Origin of the sequence: Streptomyces sp. NPDC051987 (genome assembly GCF_040680735.1) — a bacterium.
Lineage (GTDB): Bacteria > Actinomycetota > Actinomycetes > Streptomycetales > Streptomycetaceae > Streptomyces.
In genome coordinates, this window is sequence record NZ_JBFAXI010000035.1 from 1 (window position 1) to 18,289 (window position 18,289).

General features: G+C 75.9%; 11 protein-coding genes. 1 reads left to right on the forward strand and 10 read right to left on the reverse strand.

Translation table 11 applies throughout. The features are described 5' to 3' along the window. Positions 1-120: 120 nt before the first annotated feature. The 6 genes from AB0M11_RS20230 to AB0M11_RS20255 form a co-directional block, all read right to left on the reverse strand. Positions 121-2,133 (reverse strand): hypothetical protein, encoded by a 2,013-nt coding sequence (locus tag AB0M11_RS20230; protein WP_365707276.1) that lies wholly within the window; start codon positions 2,131-2,133, stop codon positions 121-123. After that, positions 2,130-5,666 carry a DUF5682 family protein gene (locus tag AB0M11_RS20235; protein WP_365707278.1) on the reverse strand — a complete coding sequence of 1,179 codons (3,537 nt, stop codon included), beginning with the start codon at positions 5,664-5,666 and terminating at the stop codon, positions 2,130-2,132. Before AB0M11_RS20235 ends, AB0M11_RS20230 begins: the two co-directional genes overlap by 4 nt. Positions 5,667-5,670: 4 nt before the next feature. After that, positions 5,671-6,828, reverse strand: a complete 1,158-nt coding sequence (locus AB0M11_RS20240) for an AAA family ATPase (protein ID WP_365707280.1) — start codon at positions 6,826-6,828, stop codon at positions 5,671-5,673. Positions 6,829-6,860: 32 nt separating this feature from the next. Next, entirely contained in the window at positions 6,861-11,798 is a 4,938-nt protein-coding gene (locus tag AB0M11_RS20245) for a hypothetical protein (RefSeq protein WP_365707282.1), read from the reverse strand. Next, positions 11,795-12,649 (reverse strand): DUF4132 domain-containing protein, encoded by an 855-nt coding sequence (locus AB0M11_RS20250; RefSeq protein ID WP_365707284.1) that lies wholly within the window; start codon positions 12,647-12,649, stop codon positions 11,795-11,797. The genes AB0M11_RS20245 and AB0M11_RS20250 overlap by 4 nt, the downstream gene beginning before the upstream one ends. Positions 12,650-12,843: 194 nt before the next feature. Beyond that, positions 12,844-13,236, reverse strand: coding sequence for a DUF5997 family protein (locus AB0M11_RS20255; protein WP_365707286.1), 393 nt, complete (start codon positions 13,234-13,236; stop codon positions 12,844-12,846). Between the two features lie 106 nt (positions 13,237-13,342). Between AB0M11_RS20255 and AB0M11_RS20260 the strand changes: the two genes are divergently transcribed. Continuing rightward, positions 13,343-14,110 (forward strand): LysR family substrate-binding domain-containing protein, encoded by a 768-nt coding sequence (locus tag AB0M11_RS20260; protein ID WP_365707288.1) that lies wholly within the window; start codon positions 13,343-13,345, stop codon positions 14,108-14,110. Positions 14,111-14,453: 343 nt separating this feature from the next. Here AB0M11_RS20260 and AB0M11_RS20265 read toward each other — a convergent pair whose 3' ends face one another. The 4 genes from AB0M11_RS20265 to AB0M11_RS20280 all read right to left on the reverse strand — a co-directional run bounded on the left by AB0M11_RS20265 (position 14,454) and on the right by AB0M11_RS20280 (position 18,165). Further along, positions 14,454-15,956, reverse strand: a complete 1,503-nt coding sequence (locus tag AB0M11_RS20265) for an MFS transporter (RefSeq protein ID WP_365707290.1) — start codon at positions 15,954-15,956, stop codon at positions 14,454-14,456. A 157-nt stretch (positions 15,957-16,113) separates the two neighbouring features. After that, positions 16,114-16,809: an HAD family phosphatase gene (locus AB0M11_RS20270; protein ID WP_365707292.1), complete on the reverse strand. Its 696-nt coding sequence runs from the start codon at positions 16,807-16,809 to the stop codon at positions 16,114-16,116. Between the two features lie 15 nt (positions 16,810-16,824). Then, positions 16,825-17,301 carry an Lrp/AsnC family transcriptional regulator gene (locus AB0M11_RS20275; RefSeq protein ID WP_365707294.1) on the reverse strand — a complete coding sequence of 159 codons (477 nt, stop codon included), beginning with the start codon at positions 17,299-17,301 and terminating at the stop codon, positions 16,825-16,827. Between the two features lie 180 nt (positions 17,302-17,481). Next, complete coding sequence (locus tag AB0M11_RS20280) at positions 17,482-18,165, reverse strand: TetR family transcriptional regulator (protein ID WP_365707296.1); 684 nt, start codon at positions 18,163-18,165, stop codon at positions 17,482-17,484. Between the last annotated feature and the right edge of the window lie 124 nt (positions 18,166-18,289).

Here is an 18,289-nt window from a genome sequence, read left to right on the forward strand (position 1 = left end):
GTGAACGGTCCGGCACGGAGGCGCGGCCCGGGATTCCCGGCCGCCGCTCCCCGGGCCTGTGCGGCCCGGGATTCCCGGCCGCCGGTCCTCGGGCCTGTGCGGCCCGGCGGTCGGGACCGGTCACCCGTCCCAGGCGGCGGCGCACAGCAGGCGGTCGACCTCGTCCGTGTAGCGCGCCGCGGTCAGCCAGGCCCGGGCGAACCGGCCGGTGTCCGCCGGAAGGAGACGTCCGAAGGCGTCACGCGACCGGTCCGCCGCCGCGGCGAGCAACTCGTCGAGGACATCGCCGGCCGTGCCCAGACCGTGCCGGCGCAGACGGCGGGCGTCGGCCGCGGAGTCCCCCGGGAAGGCCAGCACCCGCCGCCCGCCCGACGCCGCCTGCCCGACCCGGCGGCGCAGCAGGTGCAGGGTTGCCTCCTCGGGTGCGAGCACGTCGTCGACGGGCCCGGACACGGGGGCCGGAGCCGGCAGGTCCGCCAGCCGGAGCCGGTCCAGGCCCAGGTCGACATGGCTCCCGGCGATCGTGGGATGCCCGGCCGCGAGGAGCTGGGCACGGGCGTGCGGGGCCGCGGTGAGCCGCGCGATCACCCGTAGCCGGCTGCCTCGGGCGGCGGCCAGCAGCCGCAGGTTGTCGCGGTACGGGAAGGCCGGATGGTCGTGCGCCGCCGTCAGCCGCAACGGCACCCCGCCGCAGTCGGCCAGCAGACAGTCACCGGCCGCCTCGCGTACCGCGCCGACCGGGGTCACCTCAAGGAAGAGGAGGTCCCGGCCGCCGGCCAGCGCGCGCCCGACCTGCTCGGCCGCCGGCACCGCCCACAGCCGGTCCAGCGGTTCGTCCCGCCAGTCCACGCCCGAGGCGCGCACCGCCCGCACCCCCGCGCCCGCGCCGAGCCGCCCGGCCGGCGACACCGTCGCACCCGACACGGCGAGGCCCGCCCGCGCCAACTCGCGGTGCGTCAGCGCCGTGTCCCCGACGCGTACGGCACGGTCGGCGGCGCCCACCGCACGGCCCGCGCCGCCCGGCGCCACGTCCGAGACCGAGTACAGCCGGCCCTCGGCGTCCGCGGTCCAGGTGACCGCACCGGCATAGCCGCTCGCGGTGAGCACCGGCTCCGAGAACAGGCCGTACAGCCGCAGCGAACCGTCCGGTGTGTAGGGCTGCCGCGCGGTGCCGCGCAGCCCCACCAGCTCGGCACCCGTGGCGAACGGGACGCGGTACGCCACGAACAGGGCCTCCGAGACGGCGCCGACGAGCTCGGTGAGCCGGAACGCCGGGTCGGCCGCACGGGCCGCGCGCAACGCGGTGACCACGGAGACCGCCGCCCCGGCCGCTCGGGGCAGGCCCGCGAGGCGTGCGGTGTGCGCGGCACGCAGCAGCTCCGCCTGCAGCACGGCTCCGGAACCGTCCGTCCCGGCGTCCAGCACGGCGGCCACGGCGCCGAAGACGGCCTGGGCCGCGCTTGCTTGGGGCGGCGTCGCGGACTCGCCGGGGGCGGGTACCGTCCGGCCGACCGGGACCGGCGACGGCTGTGCAGAGAGCTGCTGCGAGGGATGATCCGAGGACCGGGAGAGCTGGGAGGGTCCGGCCTCCGTGGGCGCGGTGGGTGCGGGAGTCGCGGAGGGGGCGACGGGCGGGGTGCTCTCGGCGGGTTCGGCGGCTGTGGGGGTGACGGCCGTGGTGGGTTCGGCGGCCGTGCTGGTGGTGACCGCCGTGGTGGGTTCGACGGTCGGCGAGGGCGCGGTCGTGTGGGCCGGCGCGGTGTGCCCGGCGCCCTCCGTCGTACCTGCCCCTGCGGTGGTCACCGCGGCTTCGGCGCCCTCCGGGCCCACCGTCACGTCGGCCACCGGGGCCGCCGAGGCAGCCGCCGCGCGGTGCAGGCAGTCCGGGGCCAGCAGGCAGCCGCAGCGGATGGCCGCCGCGTCCGCCACCACGCCCCCGCGGGCGTCGAGTTCGAGCACGGAGCCCTCGTCGTCGACGGTGATCCGCACGGCGTTGCCGTCCCGGACGACCGGCCGGTCCGCCAGCTTGGCGATGCCCGCGTCCAGCCGCTTGCGCAACCGGGGCGAGAGGGCCGCGACCAGTTCGGCGGTCACGGCCGGAGCGACCGCGGGCAGTTCCCGTTCCGTGCTCATGCGATCTTCTCCCCTACCCAGCGGGCGAGTTCGAGCGGGCTGAGGGCGGCGACCGGCATGCCGGCGGCGACCAGCTGCCCCGCGACACCGGTGGAGTAGCGGGGGCGCCCCGCGTCGTCGAGACTCGCGCACCCCAGGACCTGACAGCCCGCCCCGACCAGCGCCCGGACCTCGGCGAGCAGACCGCCGACCGGACGGCCCTCCTCGAAGTCGCTGACCACGACCACGAGCGTCCGGGACGGCACGGTCACCAGCTCGCGCGCGTGCCGCAGCCCCGCCGCGATATGGGTGCCACCGCCGACGCTCACCTCCAGCAGCAGCGACAGCGGGTCGTCGACGTGCCCGGTGAGGTCGATCACCTCCGTCGAGAACGCGAGGAAATGCGTGGCGAGTGTCGGCACCCCGGCCAGCACCGAGGCGGTGAGCGCCGCCCAGATCGTCGAGGCCTCCATGGACCCGGACACGTCCGTGACCAGGATCAGCCGCCAGTCGGCGGCGCGCCGGGCCCGGCTCCGGAAGACCGGGCGCTCCGGGATCACCCGGACCGTGCCGTCGGCCGCCCGGCGGGCGGTGGCCAGGTTGGCCCGCAGCGTACGCGGCAGGTCCAGACCGCCGCCCGGGCGCCGGCTGGGCCGTGGCAGGGCGGTGCCGTGCAGCGCGGGGCGCAGCCGGGTCGCCAGCTCCCGGGTCAGCGCGTCCACCAGGCGCCGCACCAGGGGCCGCAGCGCGGCCAGCCGGGCCTCGGGCAGGCCGCCCGCATGCCGCAGCACCGACCGCAGCAAGTCCACGGAGGGCCGCACGCTGTCCGGATCCAGCTCGGCCAGCACGTCCGCACGTCCCGTCGCGGCGGCCGCGGCCAGCACCTCCTCCCGGATGCCCGGCCCGAACAGCGCCGCAAGCTCCTGTGACCACTCCCGCACCCCCGGATACGACGCCTCGCGCCCACCGCCGCGGTCGCCGCCGAGGTCGCCCCGGCTGCCCTCGCCGCGCCCGCGCCCGTACAGCTCGTCCAGCGCGGTGGCCAACGAGCGTGCCGAGGAGGGAAGTCGATCGGAGCGGCGGCCGAGCAGCAGGCGCCAGCGGTCGGCGGCGGCCAGCCGGTGACCCGGCACGCTCACGGCGGTGCCGACCGGCTCGTCCTCCTGGCGGGCCCGCGGCGGGGGCAGCAGGCCGAGGGTGCGCAGGTTCTCGCGGGCGGCGAGGTCCGCGCTCGTCCAGGTGGCCAGCGCGGCCGGGTCCACCGTCCCGGTGTCGGCCACGCGGTCGACGCCGAGTCGTTCCTCGACGCCGGTCAGCAGCCGCTCGCGGTCGGCCGGGCTCAGCGTGTCGAAACCTCCGCGCAGCGACGGCAGCCGGTCCAGGAAGTCCCGGTCGGACAGGCCCGACACCCGGTCGACCAGGGGCTCCAACGCCGGTGCGGCGGCCTCCAGCAGCCGTCCGGCGGCCGTCAGCAGCCCCGTCAGCCGGGCGGTGAGCGCGGCCCGGGAGCCGGCGTCGACCGCCCCGTCCACCCAGGAGGCGACCCGGCCGCCGAACGCCGCCGGCTCCTCCTGGCCCAGCAGCACGCGCACCGCTCCGGCGGCGCCCCGCATCAACGGGGAGCCGTCCGCGGCCAGCCGGGCCAGCGCGTCGGCGAGCCGGATCCCGCCCGCCAGGTCGGCCCGGTGGGCGAGTTCGAGCAGGGCACGGGCGTCGGCCGGGTCCTCGGCACCGGTCAGGCCGTCCACCTGGCGTACCGCGGCCGCGGTCAGCAGCTCGGCCACGGCGACGGCGGTGGCCGTACGGTCGCCGGACGGAGCGGCACCGGCGATGTGACCGGTCCGCAGCCGGTCCAACAGGGCCAGCCCGGCGAGGAGTTCCGGAAGGGTTCCGGTGTGCGGGAGCACCTCGGCGGTGTCGTCCAGCCGCTCCGCCACGAGGGCGTCCAGGCCGCACTGCGCCGCCTGCTCCAGGCCGTCGAGCACCTGCGCCGCCGTCGGGCCGCCGGCGTCCCGCTCCGCCCGGCTCCGCTCGCGCAGCAGGCCCTCGGCCGCCTGCACGAGGGTGACCCCACGGATCCCGGCCGCCGTCAGCATCGCGGCGGTGGCCGGGGTCCAGCGGACCTCCCAGCGTGAGGTGAGGGCGTCGGCACCGCCCGTCCCGGTCACCGGCCGGGGCTCGGCGTACGGCACGGAGCACAGCGTCAGGCGGCGCAGCAGCAGTTCGCGGCGCCGGTCGAGGTCCGAGCGGAGGGGATCGAGCCGTAGGTCGCGGGCGGTGCCGGGGCCGCTCTGTACGGGGCCGGGCAGTCCGAGCGCCGCGAGCTCTGCCTCGACGGCGGGGGCGAGGCCGCTGCGGGGCGCCTTCGGCGCGGGACGGCCGACGCGGGTGCCGACCAGGACGTTCTCCATCGCCCTGGCGACGGCCCTGCCGCGGCCGTACGGCTCGCCCTGTGCCAGCACGGTCTGCGTCGCCTCGACCAGTTCGCCGCGGCCCGCGGCGGGGAGGCCGCGGAGGCGGGCGAGGTCACCGGCCAGGCGGGTGATCTCGCGGGCGTCCGCGGGGCCGGAGGGGTGGCCGAGACCGCGGAGTTCGGCGCAGATGCGGACGGCCGCGCTGGTCAGCGCATGCTCCAGAGCGTGGGGGTCTCCCGCTGCCGCCAGGACCATGTGCTGCCACTCGGGGTCGCGGATGCCGGCCGGGTAGCCGGAGCGTTCGTCCAGGAGGGCGTATGTGTAGGGGATGAGGGAGGTTGTCCATGCGGGTGCGGGTACGGGCGCCGGTTCGGATGCGGGCGCCGGTGCCGGTTCGGATGCGGGCGGGTGGGCGCTGGACGCGCCCACGGGACGGTGGCCGCACTGCTCGTGCGGTGCCGCGCCCCTCAGACCGGCCGTCAGAGCCGGTGTGTGAAAGGCGCCCACCACCATGGCTGCCCGCTCACCGTTCCTCGTGGCCTCGGCCAGCCGGGACCGCATCCACTCCTCCCGCCGCAGGTCCGGCTCCGGCACGGCCGACTCCTGCCGCAGCGCCCATCCCGTCAGCAGGGCGGCCCGCCGCAGCGCCTCCGGTGCCGAACCGGGCGCGGCGGCCTCGACCAGCCGGTCCCAGAGGTCGTCGCCCGGCCGGCCGGTGAGCCGGGACCGCAGGGCGTCCGACAGTCGGCCCGGCCCCTGCGCGGCACGCTCCCCTTCCCGCCACCCCCGGTCCGCCAGCGGCAGGTCGCAGGCGACCACCGGCACCCCGCCGCGCGCGGCCCACCGCACCGCCGCCAGTTCCGGGGAGAAGTCGGCGAACGGGTAGAAGGCCGGGCCTGCGCTGCCGTCGGCCGGTGCCGCCGCCAGGGCCACGGGAGCCAGGGTCTCCTCGTGGGCCAGCCACGGCAGCCACTCCTGCAGCTCCGCCGGCAGCTCGACCAGCAGCACGTCCGGCTCCGCCGCGTCCAGCAGCGCCGGCACCGCGGCGGCGAGCGAGGGCGCGTGGTGTCGTACGCCGATCAGGTAGGGCCCCGCCGGGTCGGTGAGCGCGGCGAGGGCCGCCTCGGGGGAGTCGGACACGACCTCACGCCTCCAGGACCGTGCGCAGGTCCCACAGCGTGCGCCAGGTCGCCGACCCCTGTTCCGCGCGCCGCCGCACCGGACCGTCCCAGTAGCCGCGCAGCCGGGCCGCGTCGGCGGGATCGTCCTTGCGCACGACGCCGAGCAGATGGCCCGGGAGCAGGCCGAGGACGTCGCGGTCCCCGGGGAAGTAGGCCGCCGCCAGGGCCAGCGCGCCCGCCACCGACACCGCCTCCGCCGTGCTCATCACCGTGGACGGACGCTCCACCTCCCAGCCCTCCGCCGACCGTCCCTCGCGCAGATCCCGGAACGCGGTGACCAGGGCCTCCAGGACCGCGTCGTCGACCTGGAAGGGCGCCCCGGCCCGCTCCACCGACGCGCGGGCCTGGTCGCGCACCAGCGCGGTCTCGGCGTCGAGGTCCGGAATCGGGCCCACCGTCTCGAAGTTGAAGCGCCGCTTGAGCGCGGCGGACATCTCCGAGACGCCCCTGTCCCGCAGGTTGGCCGTGGCTATGAGGGTGAAGCCGGGCGCGGCGTGCGCCAACGCGTCCTCGGTGCCCGCCAGTTCGGGGATCGCGATGCGCCGCTCGGACAGGAGCGAGACCAGCGAGTCCTGCACCTCGGGGAGGCAGCGGGTGACCTCCTCCACGCGTGCCACGGCCCCCCGGGACATCGCGGTGAGGACCGGGGAGGGCACGAGCGCCTGGCGGCTCGGGCCCTGGGCGAGCAGCAGGGCGTAGTTCCAGCCGTACTTGAGCTGGTCCTCGGTGGTGCCCGCCGTGCCCTGCACGACCAGGCCGCTGGTGCCGCACACCGCGGCCGACAGCAGCTCGGACAGCATCGACTTGGCGGTGCCGGGCTCGCCGACCAGCAGCAGCCCCCGCTCACCCGCGAGGGTCACCACACAGCGCTCGACGAGCGCCCGGTCGCCGACGAACTTGCCCGTCACGGCCAGCCGCCGCGGCACTTCCCGCGGCGCCTCCGCGTCGTCGGGCAGGCGCAGCGCCCGGCCGCCGCTGCCCATGACGAAGGTGACGACGGCCCGGGGCGTGAGCCGCCAGGCGGGCGGCCGCGGACCGCGGTCGTAGGCGGCGAGGAAGGCCAGTTCGGCGGCGTACCGGTCCTCGGGCGGGACGATCTGGCGGGGCGGAGCGGCGGTCATCGGTGCGGGTCCTTCGGTGGTACGGACGGTGGTCATCGGCGGCGGCCGCCGCGGGTCGCCCGGGTGGTCAGCTGCTCGTACGCCGGGGCGTCCCCGGCGCGTACGCGGTCCCAGGCACGGGCGAACAACTCCCGTACGGGGACCAGCGGAAGGGTCCGGTCGCCGTCGGAGACCGGGTAGAGGGCCTCCTTCCACGTCTCCGACGGCAGCGCCGGTGCCCTCAGGTCGCGCCAGCCGCCGGGCAGGAAGAGGGTGCGGCCGGCGCGCGGCCGCTTCGCCTCGACGACCAGCGAGGTCGCGGCCAGTTCGGCGCGCGCCTTCTTGATCCGCGCCGGTTTCCAGCCCGTCCAGCGCGCGCAGTTGCGGTCGGTCGGATCGGGCAGCGCCAGCACCTGCAGGTAGAGCACCGCCGCGTCCGGGCCGAGCCCGTGCGTCTCGGCGGCCTCCGCGACCAGTTCGGGCACGCTGACCGACGGGTCCTGGGCGTACCCCGCGGGCCCCTCGGCCGTGAGGGCACGGGCGAGGTCGTCGCCCAGCACTGTCCGGACGGCCCGCAGCCCTGCCGTGCGTCCCGCGCCGAGCAGGCCTTCCAGGAGCCCGAAGACGGGGTCGTCGGCCCCGCTCAGCGCTCCCGGCCGCAGCAGCACATGCTCCGTGTCCTGGTACCAGGGGCGCAGCACCAGCGCGTCACCGGCCCGCGTCAGCCCGTGCGCGTCACCGCCGCCGGCCGCGGGCAGACCGAAGATCCGGCGCAGTTGCACGCTGGTCGGACCGCCCTTCTCCGTCCACTCCAGGTCCAGGTCGAGCAGCAGCTCGGGGTCGGCCAGCCGTCGGCGCAGCGCGCCGAGCCCGTCCGCCAGCCCGGTCCGCAGCGGATGCCCGTACGGCAGCACGTACGCCAGCGCCGCCAGGCTCTTCACTGCCCCGGCGAGCGTGTGCGCACTGGGCACCGCCGCCGGGTCGGCGGGTTCGACGTCGCCGTCCTTGCCGGGCCGGAAGACCGTGGTGCGTGCCAGCCAGGGCGTGCGCGCGGGGTTGAGCACGGCCTCCGCGTGGTCGACGCCCAGGCCGGCGAGGTCGGTGCTCAGCTCCTCCGGCAGCCGCACCATGGTGCCGAGCCGCTCGGCCCACAGCCGGCCCGCGGTCGCCGTGTCCGGGCCGGTCGTCCACAGCTCGGCCGGGTCCTCGGGCAGCAGCGCGCCGAGCAGCGCCCGCTGCTCGTCCTGGCCCAGGGAGTCCAGCAGCCGCGCGCCGAAGGTCTGTTGGCGGGGCTTGAGGCCGACCACCGCGAGACCTTCGGCACGGGCGGCGTGCGGGTGCCCGGCCAGCAGCACGGTGGCCTGGAGCGGGCCGAGCGCGCCGTTCGTTGCGGTCGCCAGGGCCTCGGGGGCGTCGGGCCGCCAGGGGGCGGCGCCCTTCTCCCGTAGCAGCCGGGTCAGTTCGGCCAGCCGGTCCGCCGCGATCCCGGCGGGGTACCGGGTCTCCCGGACCAGCGTGAAGTGCCCGACGGCGCCGAACGCCCCGGACGGGTCGTGGTCCAGCGCCAGCCACCTGACGGTTCCCACCGGGTCGTCGACGCTCTGGCAGCCGAGCACCACCACCGTACGGCCGCCCCGGCGCAGCACCTGACCGGCCCGCTGCTGCTTGTCGTGCGGCTCGCCGAGCACCATCACGCGCAGCGTGCCGCCGAGCCCGGGGAGCGGCCCCTCGGTGAGTGCCTCGAACAGCAGGAGCAGCGGTTCGCGCTGGACGTCGGTGAGCGCCGGTGAGCAGGCGCGGTAGGCGAGCGGCCGCAGCGCGCCCAGGACGGGCGTCCACTCCGCACCGATGCGGGGGACGGTGTACTCGTCGCTCCGCCAGCCGTCGCCGACGGGGGCGAGCCGCTCGGACTCCGGCAGCGGCTTGCCGTCGGCGGGCCTGCCGGAGAGCACGTGGTTCACCGCGCGGATCTGGCGCAGCGTGGCCCAGCCGCCGTACCAGGCGTTCTGCAGGGCCACGACCCCGGCCGCCGCGTCGTACAGCGCCCGGTCCCCGCCGTGGGGCGGGGAGTAGTCGGCGAACATGCCCTCGGTCCGCTCCCTGGGCTCGCGCGGACGCTCCTGCGCGGGGGCGGCCAGGGACCCGGCCCGCTCGGCGATCCGCAGCGCCGCCTGGACGAGCGCGGCGACACCGGCCAGCAGCCGCCGGTCGGTCACTGCGGGCAGCGCCCTCGCCACCGCTGCCGCGGCCACCGCGTCGGCGGTCGGTACCGCGGCCCTGGCCCGGTCGTCCCTCCCGGCTCGGGCCAGCGCCTCCTGCCGTTCGTCCAGGGCCGCCGCCGTCACCCGCATCAGCTCACCGGCCGACGCGTCGGTCAGGGCGCGCAGCACGGCCGAGCCGCGCTCGTCGCGGGGGCGCAGCGCGTGCCAGAACGCGAGCGGCGGGACCAGCCGGGTGCCGGCCGCGTACGTCCCGCCGGGCTGGCCGAAGGACACCCGCCCGAGTTCGGTGCCGTCGGCCGCGTGCAGGGAGACGCTCCGGTGCGTCTGCGCGGCGATCGGCTCGGCCCCGCCCGGCAGCCGCAGCGCGCCGAGCGGGACCCGGCCGTCGTGGGCTGCCCGCAGGGTCGCCGTCCGCCCGTCCGGCGTACCCGCGGTCGCCCTCGCCTGCGCGTCCTCGCCCTCCGTGCGCACCCACCGCCCCAGGACCGTGCCGTCGGTGCCGAACGGGGTGTGCTCAAGGCCGCGTTGCAGCGGCAGCACCTCGCAGGAGTCGAGCAGCAGCGAGGTGTCGTCGCGGACGGCCGACGCCAGCAGCGCGGGCAGCGAGGCCCGCCCGTGCTCGCCGGTCGCCGGGTCGTACTCCAGCCACAGCGACCGCCGGCCCTGCCTGCCCTGGCGCCAGTACGTGGTGCCGTCGCCCAGCACCGGGCGGCCCGGCGGCAGGACGGTGTCGCCGGCGTGCAGGGTGCGGCCGCCCGTGGCCCGGCCGCCGGCGGGCAGCGGGATCGAGGCGTGGGCCGCGTCCATGCCGGACCACCAGCCGGTGATCTGCTCACCGCCGACCGTGATCACCTCGGACGGGCGGTTCGACCAGTAGCCCTGCTGCTTGGTGCCGTCCCGCCACATCACCAGCAACTCGCCGTCGGCGTACCGGAACCGGGGCCGCTGCCAGCGGTCCAGGGTGATCGGCAGCCGCAGCTCGTGGGTGAGCAGGATCCCCTCGGGGCCGACGACGACCGCCTGGTGACCGCGCGCCACGATCAGCGCGGGCCACGCCTCGGTCACCGTCAGCTCCTGGTCCCGGTCCCCGCGCACCTCGGTGTCGAGCAGCTCCAGCGCCTCCTCCAGCGCGGGCCAGCCCAGTTCGTCCAGGACGCCGGCGCGCAGCGTACGGCCGAGGGCGGGTACGACGTCGTACTCGGTGAGGCGCCGGACGGCGAGGCGGCTCGTCCGCAGCACCGGTCGGAAGGGCCGCAGCCGCTCCAGCTCCGCGTCGGCACCGGGCAGCCCCGTGCCGGAGGTGAACGCCGCCGTCGCCGCTTGCAGCCACTCGGCCAGCACGTCGCCGAGGACCGGGTGCTCCGCCGCCTTGAGCAGGTCCGGCGTCCCCTGCCCCCGGCCGAGGCCGCCGACGGCCCGGAACAGCAGCGTGCGGTAACGGGATTCGGACGCGGTGGCCAGCAGGTCGCGCTGCCCCGGACGCGTGTCGCGCAGCCAGCCGCCGAGGGGCAGATGGACGTCCGCGCCGGACCCGGCCAGCGGGACCCGCTCGGCGACGCACAGGTCCAGCAGGTCGATGTCGGCCCCCGCCTGCCAGCGTCCGGTGAAGAGGTCCACGGGCCGCCCGGCCGCCCGCAGCCGGGGCGCCATCCGCTCGACCAGCGCCAGGGTCGCGGGGGAGCGGTGCGAGGACGCCCCGCCGTGCTTGCGGTGCTGGGCCCACCGGCTGAGCCAGTCCGCCGCGTCGACCTCGGTTCCGCCGTCCCCGGTGAGCAGCAGGTCCGCCCCGCACTCCGCCAGCAGCGCCAGCCAGAACTCGTCGTCCTCCACCTCCTGGCCCAGGCCGGCCGGCATGATCTCCAGCAGCCGTACCCGGATCCCGGGCCGCCGCTCGGCGAGGACCGGCAGCACGCTCCGGTAGGCGTTCCAGAAGGAGGCGGGTGCCCGGACGGCGGCCGGGGACGCGAGCAGGTCGGCGACCAGGGCGCACTCCTCGGTGACCCGGTCCAGCCCCGCCGCCCTGATCAGCCCGCGCGCGTCCTGCGGCAGCGAGGCGTACGGCGGCATGCCCGCCGCGCAGCGCTCCACCGTCAGCTGCCGGAACTGCGCCCAGGCGGTGGCCGGTTCGAGCCGCCGTGCCAGGTCCTTCACGTACTCCTTGAGCGCCTTGACGGTGAGCGCCCCGGCGAAGGCGAACTCCAGGAACACCGCCCGCTGCCGCTCCTCGTCCACGGTCAGGGCGTGCACCCGCTCGGCCTCGCGGGCCTTGCCGAAGAAGGCGGCCGCGTACGTCGTGTTCTCGTGCTGGAGGAAGACCCGCGCGGCCTGCTCGTAGAAGGTCGGCAGGAAGTGCGGTACCGCGCGGCCCAGCCGCTCGCCGAGCTGCTCGAAGCCCTCCTTCGCGTTGCCCGGCTTGGACTTGGCCTGCCGGGCCAGCCGCTCGACGTCCTTGACCAGGGCGAGGGCGTGATGGCCGTTGGCCGGGTCGTGCACCAGGGCCCAGGCCGGGAAACCGAGCGTCTCCCGCCGCACCTGACCGACCTCGGGCGCCTCCGGCTCCCGGGCGAGACCCAGGAACTCCAGCGCCAGGTCCTCGGCGTCACCGAGGGTGCCCGGCACCAGCCGCACCACCGCGCGGCCGTCCAGAGCCGGGTGCGTGTACGTGCGCGCGGTCAGGACGTCGGCGTCCTCCCGCGCGGTCGTGCCCGGCGGCAGGACCGCGCCGGCGTCGAGCAGCGCGGCCGTCGTGGTGTCGTCGTACGCGCTCATGCCGCCCGCTCCTCGTCCTCGATGTCCCGCCCCGCGTACAGCGCCGCCGCCATCCGCATCCCCTCCGACCAGGCGACCGGGCCGACCTGACCCAGCCTCAGCGTCCGGCCTGCCGGATCGGTCCACGCCAGCGGGCCGGTCTCGGTCTCGAAGTAGCTGTCGTAGTCGCCGATCCACACCCTGGCCTCGACCACCCGGCCCTCCTCCAGCACGGAGCACACCGCGTGGCCGCCGCGCACGCGGTACCCCAGCTGAGTGGCCCTGCCGTGCAGGAACCGCAGCTCCTTGAAGGCCCCGCCGGCGTACTCCTCGATCTGAGTGCCCTCGGGGTCCAGCTCGGCCGGGCGGTGCCAGACCTCGCGGAAGAGCTGCCGGGCCCGCTGCTCGACGCCGAGTTCCACGGCGAACTCCCGCAGCTCCGCCAGGTCTTCGAGGAGCACCGGGTGCGGCAGCCGGACCAGGTCGGGGGCGATGCGCACGGTGTCGCCGTCGAGGTCGACCAGGCCGAGGCCGCGTTCGGCGTCGGCGTCCCGCAGGAAACCGGCGACCTCGCCGTCGGCGCCGGTGACCACCAGGTCGCGCAGCGCCGTCTGCCAGGCGGGGTCCGGCCACACCCGTGTCAGCACGGCGCGTGGCACCGGGAGCGAACGGGTCATCCACCGCTCCACGTCGGCCTGGCACTGCCGTGCGTGCCGCTCCAGCCACTCGGCGAGCTGCCGCAGTCCCAGGACGGCGGGATCGTCCGCCAGCTTCGCGGGCACGGACTTCAGCCGCCGCCCGGCCGCGTTGCGGCAGACCACCTTCCCGTCGTCCAGGGCCACCTCGTACTCCCCGGCCGTCACCCACCCCATGCGTGCCTCCCCGCACCGCAGTGATCAAGTGATGGCGACTGTAGGGGAGACCACTGACAACACCCTCCGCGGTACGGCCGACGACCGAAGCGGGCAGGGAATGGGGGCCCGACGGCCATGGACGGTAAGGCGACGGCCCCGGACGGGGGCGGGTGCCCGGGCCGGGGCCGTGGGGAGGCCGTGCGGGGGAGGGGTCAGCCCTGCCCCGCCTCCTTCTCCCGCTTGAGGTTCTTCAGGCGCACGGTCTCCTTGCGGACCTCGGCCTGGGTGGCGCGCTCCTTCTGCAGCCACTCCGGCAGCTCGCGCTTGAGCTCCTCGATCTGCTCGGTGGTGAGCGGTTCCGTGATTCCGCCGCGCGCCAGCCCGGCGATGGACACGCCCAGCTTGGCCGCGACCACCGGACGCGGGTGCGGCCCGTCGGCCCGCAGGTCGCGCAGCCACTCGGGCGGATTCGCCTGGAGTTCGGCCAGCTCGGCGCGCGAGACGACGCCCTCCTGGAATGCGGCGGGCGTGGCGGGCAGGTACACGCCCAGCTTCTTCGCCGCGGTCGCGGGCTTCATCGTCTGGCCGGTCTGGTGCGAACTCATGAGGTCAAGGGTATCGGCCAGGTCCGGGAGCCCCGACCGCGCCCGACGCCGGCCGCGGGCCGTGGCCGATGCCGGCCGGCTCTCCGCGGCCGGTTAACCTGGGCTGGTGACAGGCTCGGAGGAAACACCGTCGTTCCGGCTCGCGTACGTCCCCGGCGTGACGCCCGCCAAATGGGTTCGGATCTGGCACGAGCGCCTGCCCGACATTCCGCTCACCCTGCACCAGGTGCCCGCCGCCGAGGCGGCCGCCCTGCTGCGCGCGGGGGACGCGGACGCCGGTCTGGTACGGCTCCCGGTGGACCGTGCGTTCTTCAGCGCGATCCCCCTCTACACCGAGGCCACGGTGGTCGTCGTCCCCAAGGACCACGTGATCACGGCGGCCGAGGAGGTCACCGTCGCCGACCTGGGCGACGAGGTCCTCTTCCACCCCCTCGACGACGTCTTCGACTGGGACGCCCCGCCCGGCGAGCCCGCCTTCGAGCGCCCCGCGACCACCGAGGACGCCGTCGAACTGGTCGCCGCCGGGGTGGGCCTCCTGGTCGTCCCGCAGTCGCTGGCCCGCCTGTACCACCGCCGGGACCTCACCTACCGGCCGCTCACCGACGGACCCGAGTCGACCGTCGCCCTGTCCTGGCCCGAGGACGCCACCACGGACATGGTCGACGACTTCATCGGCATCGTCCGCGGCCGCACGGTCAACAGCACCCGCGGCCGTCAGGCCGCACAGACCGCGAAGCCGGCCAGGACCGCACCGGCGGCCACGGCGAAGGCGCACCAGGCGCAGAAGCCGGCCGCCCGTAGCGCACGCGCGCGTGCCACCGGCGCGAAGTCCGCCAAGCCCGCGAAACGCGGCAAGCCCCGCCGCCGCTCGTAGGCCGCGGCGGGACGGCCCGGCGCCTGTCGCACGCTCGTTGCTGATCCGCTTCCGCGTCGCTGATCCGCTTGCGCCGTTGCTGATCCGCTTCCGCGCGCCCCGATCGTCTTGCGCGCTCCCGGACTCGCGCGATGTCTCACGATGCCTGCGGACACACCGGACACCCCGTCCTGCAGGCCGCGCGTGAGCCCGGAAGCAGCCCCGGACGGAGCCGTCGCCCCCCGAGCAGTTCGCCGCGCTGCTGGAGTCAGCCGGTCTGAAGCTGTCCCGGGTGGTGCCGACGCCGACCGTGCCCGCGGTGGTGGAGGCGGTGGTCGCCCAGGAGGCTCGGGACGTCCGGCTCTCAGCCCTCCGGCGCCGGCGCCGCCTTCGCAGGATGCGCCGCCTCCGGTGTCCGCGCCGCCCCGGCCGGCTCCGCCGCCTTCGCCCGCTCGCCCAGATCGGCCACCGCGAGACCCAGCGCCACCAGGATGAACCCCACCGAGGTGAGCAGGCCCAGCTGGAGCGCCTCGGAGGCCCGGCCGCCGTGCGCCAGGTGGGCGAAGTACACCGAGCCCACCACCGCGATCCCGGCCGCCGATCCCACGCGCTGGCCGGTCTGGAGCACCCCGCCGGCCGCACCGGCCCGCTTCACCGGCACCAGGGTCAGCGTGAGCGTGGTGTTGGGGGAGACGGTGACACCGGAGCCGATGCCTCCGATGATCATCGGCAGCGCCGCGGCCCACCCGATGCTCCCCGACGGGACCAGGCGCACCACCGCGATGATCCCGAGCAGCCCCACCGCCACTCCGGTGAGACCGATGACGACCAGCTTGCGTCCGTGGCGCACCACCATGCGGCCGCCCAGGGCGGCACCGACGGCCGAGGCGGCCGCGAAGGGCAGCACCGTGACTCCGGCGGCCAGCGCGCTGTACCCCGCCGCGTTCTGCAGGAACAGGGCGAGGACGAAGAAGACCGTGGTGAAGCCCGCGAAGTAGGTCAGGCTGATCAGCGCGCCGAGCGTGTAGGACCGCAGCGAGAACAGGCTCAGATCGACCAGCGGCGCCCGTCCGAGCCGGCCCTGCCGCCGCTCCCACCGCCAGAACAGGCCCAGCAGCACCGCGCCCACCGGCAGCAGCGCCCACTTGAGCCGTCCGGTCCACTGCTGTTCCTGCACCAGCGGCAGCATCAGGGCGAGCACACCGGAGCCGAGCAGCAGTACCCCGAGCGGGTCGAACCGCTCCCGCCGGTCCGCCGACGCGGGGAACCGGGGCAGCAGCCGCAGGCCCGCGGCGAACGCCGCGACCCCGATGGGCAGATTGACGAAGAACACCCACCGCCAGCCGTCGTCGGTGCCGACGGCGTCGATGATCAGACCGCCCGCCAGCGGGCCGACCGCCGTCGAGACGCCGATGACGCTGCCGAGCAGCCCGAAGGCCTTGGCGCGTTCGGAGCCCTGGAACATCTGCTGGATCAGTCCTGAGGTCTGCGGTGCGACCATGCCTGCCGCCGCGCCCTGGATCAGCCGGAACACCACCAGCCGGTCGGGGCTCGCGGCGAGCCCGCAGGCCGCCGAGGCCACCGTGAACACGGCGAGCCCGATCAGGAAGGCCTGGCGCCGTCCGCGCAGGTCGCCGAGCCGGCCCGCCGGGACGAGCGCCAGCCCGAAGGTCAGGGCGTACCCGGAGACCACCCAGGACTGGGCGGCCTCCGTGGCACCCAGTCCGCGCTCCATGGAGGGCAGCGCCACGTTGACGATCGAGGTGTCGAGCAGCGAGATGAAGCCCGCCGCGAGACAGACCCCGAGCGCCCGCCACCGCCGGTCGTCGGTGGCCGGCGGCTGCGGTTTCGCCGAGGTCGTGATCATGCGGTCACGCTATGCCGCCGTGCCGGGCATCGCACGACCGGCGGAGCGAACGGATGGCCGGCCCCGCCGTCCGGGTGACGCCCGTCCCCGCGTACCGGTCCGCGCGGGGCAGAGCCGTGCACGGTCTTCGAGACGCGCTCCGCGCTGCGCGGAGCGCTCAGCCCGACCGGGCCGGCCGGACCAGCCAGTCGTACGCCGCGCGGGCCGTGAACTCCGCCTGGCCGCCCCGCAGCAGCAGTCCGGCCGTGCCGAACTCGGGGGCGTCGGCCTGGGCGGCGACGTACGGGATCGCGAGGCAGCGCATCCCGGCGGCGTGTGCCGCGGCCGCGCCCGGAGCGGCGTCCTCCAGTACCACGCAGTCGGCCGGGGCGGCCCCGAGGCGGCGGGCCGCCTCCAGGAAGACGTCCGGGGCCGGTTTGCCGCGCGGGACCTCGTCGGCCGAGACCGCCGTGCGCAGATACGCGCCCAGGCCCGTGCCGGCCAGGATCGCCGCGATCGCCTCGGGAGAGGAGCCGGAGGCCACCGCCAGCGGAACGCCCTCGGCCGCCAGCAGCTCCACCAGCGTCCGCATCTCCGGGTACGCGCGCGTGCCGGTCCGGGCCAGGGTCAGGTACCGCCGGTTGGTGTCCGCGAGCAACTCGGCCACCGAGGGCCGGAGTCCATGGCGGTCGCGCAGCAGGGTCACCGTCTCCAGTGTGCTGATGCCGACGTAGCGCTCGTGCTCCGCCCAGGTGAAGTCCGGGACGCCGTGTCCGGCCAGCATCTGCCGGGTCGCCTCGTAGTAGTTCGGTTCGCTGTCCACGAGTGTTCCGTCGAGATCGAAGATGACCGAGAGGCCGCCGAGATCGCTCATGGAACCAGGATGCCGTTACGTGCGGGCCGCCCGGCCGACGGCCTCCACCAGCGGCAGCAGCCGGTGCGCAACGCGTTCGCGCAGCGCCACCTCGGTGCGCGTGCGCACCACGCCAGGGAGGCTGATCAGCTTCTGGATCACGTCCTCCAGGTGCGCGTTGTCCCGCGCCACCACCCGGGTCAGCAGGTCCCCGCCGCCCGTGATCGAGAACGCCTCCACGATCTCCGGCACCGCGGCCAGCGCGTCCCCGACGTCGTCCAGATGCCCCTGCGTGACCTCGATGTGCACGAAGGCCAGCACGGGGTGGCCGAGCGCGGCGGGGGAGAGCACGGGACCGGTGCCCGTGATCACACCGTCCCGCTCCAGCCGGTCCAGCCGGGCCTGCAGCGTGCCCCGGGCGACCCCGAGGATGCGGGCGTACTCGCGCACGCTGGTGCGCGGCCGCTCCAGCAGCAGCCGCAGGATGCGGGTGTCGAGCTCGTCCACGGTCATGATCTACGACTGTACCCATGGCTCACCGGCCTCGGCCGACCTGGTCCATCGGCCCGGTGAAGACGCCGTCGCCTGAGCCAGTCGCGGCATGGACAGCAGCGGTCAGGTGTCCGAGAAGAGATGTGCCGGCTCGGTGTCCCACAAGGTAGACGGCGTCAGCCGGCCGCCGCGGCCTCGGGCTCAGTGGCCGGCGCTCCGGCCCTCCCGCGCGGTGGCGAGGCGGTTCTCCAGGCCGGCGATGAGTGTGTCCATCGCCAGCCGGAACATGCGGTCCTGGTCGGGGCTCGCGCGGTCGGTGAAGTCGGCCTCGTCCTCGTCCGGACCGGGCGGGGAGGGCTTGAGGTTCGCCCACTGCGCCAGCGCGCCGTTGAGTTCGGCGCTCAGGACGCCGATGACGAAGGCGACCAGGAGGGCGGCGATCTCGGGCGCCTGGGACTCCGGCACCCCCGCGGCCGCCACGATCGCGGTGAGCGCCGTCCAGAACGGGTCGTCGGGCTGGATGAAGTCCGGCTGGTGGCTGAACGAGTAGGCCATCAGGTTGGGATGGCGGTGTGCCAGCGTCCGGAAGTCCGTGGCGAGCAGGCGGATGCGCTCCTGCCAGGGGGTGCCGCCCTCCAGGGGTACGGTGCGGAACTGGGCGCCGACCGTCCGCGCCACGCCGCGCAGCACCGCTTCCTTGTTCGGCACGTGGTGGTACAGGGACATGGGGTTCGCGTCGAGCTCGGTGGCGAGCTTGCGCATGGTGAGCGCCTCGACCCCGTCCGCGTCGATGAGCCGCAGGGCGGCGGCATAGATCCCGGCCTCGGTGAGAGGTACGTCCCTCTTCCTGGTGCCCCGCGGGGGGCGCTTCGCCTGCTTTTCCATATCCTGTACGGTATCAGTTCCGTACATCGTACGGGATCTGCGCCGGGCGCCGTTCGGGTCCGGTCGCCGTCTCCGTCGAGCGGCGGGGGACCGATCGGGTGACGATGGACGTGTAGTGAGGTCA

Excerpts from the sequence above, each read along its gene's own strand:
- AB0M11_RS20240 (WP_365707280.1), bottom strand. The coding sequence starts at position 6,828 with ATGACCGCCGCTCCGCCCCGCCAGATCGTCCCGCCCGAGGACCGGTAC.
- AB0M11_RS20250 (WP_365707284.1), bottom strand. The coding sequence starts at position 12,649 with ATGGGGTGGGTGACGGCCGGGGAGTACGAGGTGGCCCTGGACGACGGG.
- AB0M11_RS20280 (WP_365707296.1), bottom strand. The coding sequence starts at position 18,165 with ATGGAAAAGCAGGCGAAGCGCCCCCCGCGGGGCACCAGGAAGAGGGAC.
- AB0M11_RS20230 (WP_365707276.1), bottom strand. The coding sequence starts at position 2,133 with ATGAGCACGGAACGGGAACTGCCCGCGGTCGCTCCGGCCGTGACCGCC.
- AB0M11_RS20255 (WP_365707286.1), bottom strand. The coding sequence starts at position 13,236 with ATGAGTTCGCACCAGACCGGCCAGACGATGAAGCCCGCGACCGCGGCG.
- AB0M11_RS20270 (WP_365707292.1), bottom strand. The coding sequence starts at position 16,809 with ATGAGCGATCTCGGCGGCCTCTCGGTCATCTTCGATCTCGACGGAACA.
- AB0M11_RS20245 (WP_365707282.1), bottom strand. The coding sequence starts at position 11,798 with ATGAGCGCGTACGACGACACCACGACGGCCGCGCTGCTCGACGCCGGC.
- AB0M11_RS20275 (WP_365707294.1), bottom strand. The coding sequence starts at position 17,301 with ATGACCGTGGACGAGCTCGACACCCGCATCCTGCGGCTGCTGCTGGAG.
- AB0M11_RS20265 (WP_365707290.1), bottom strand. The coding sequence starts at position 15,956 with ATGATCACGACCTCGGCGAAACCGCAGCCGCCGGCCACCGACGACCGG.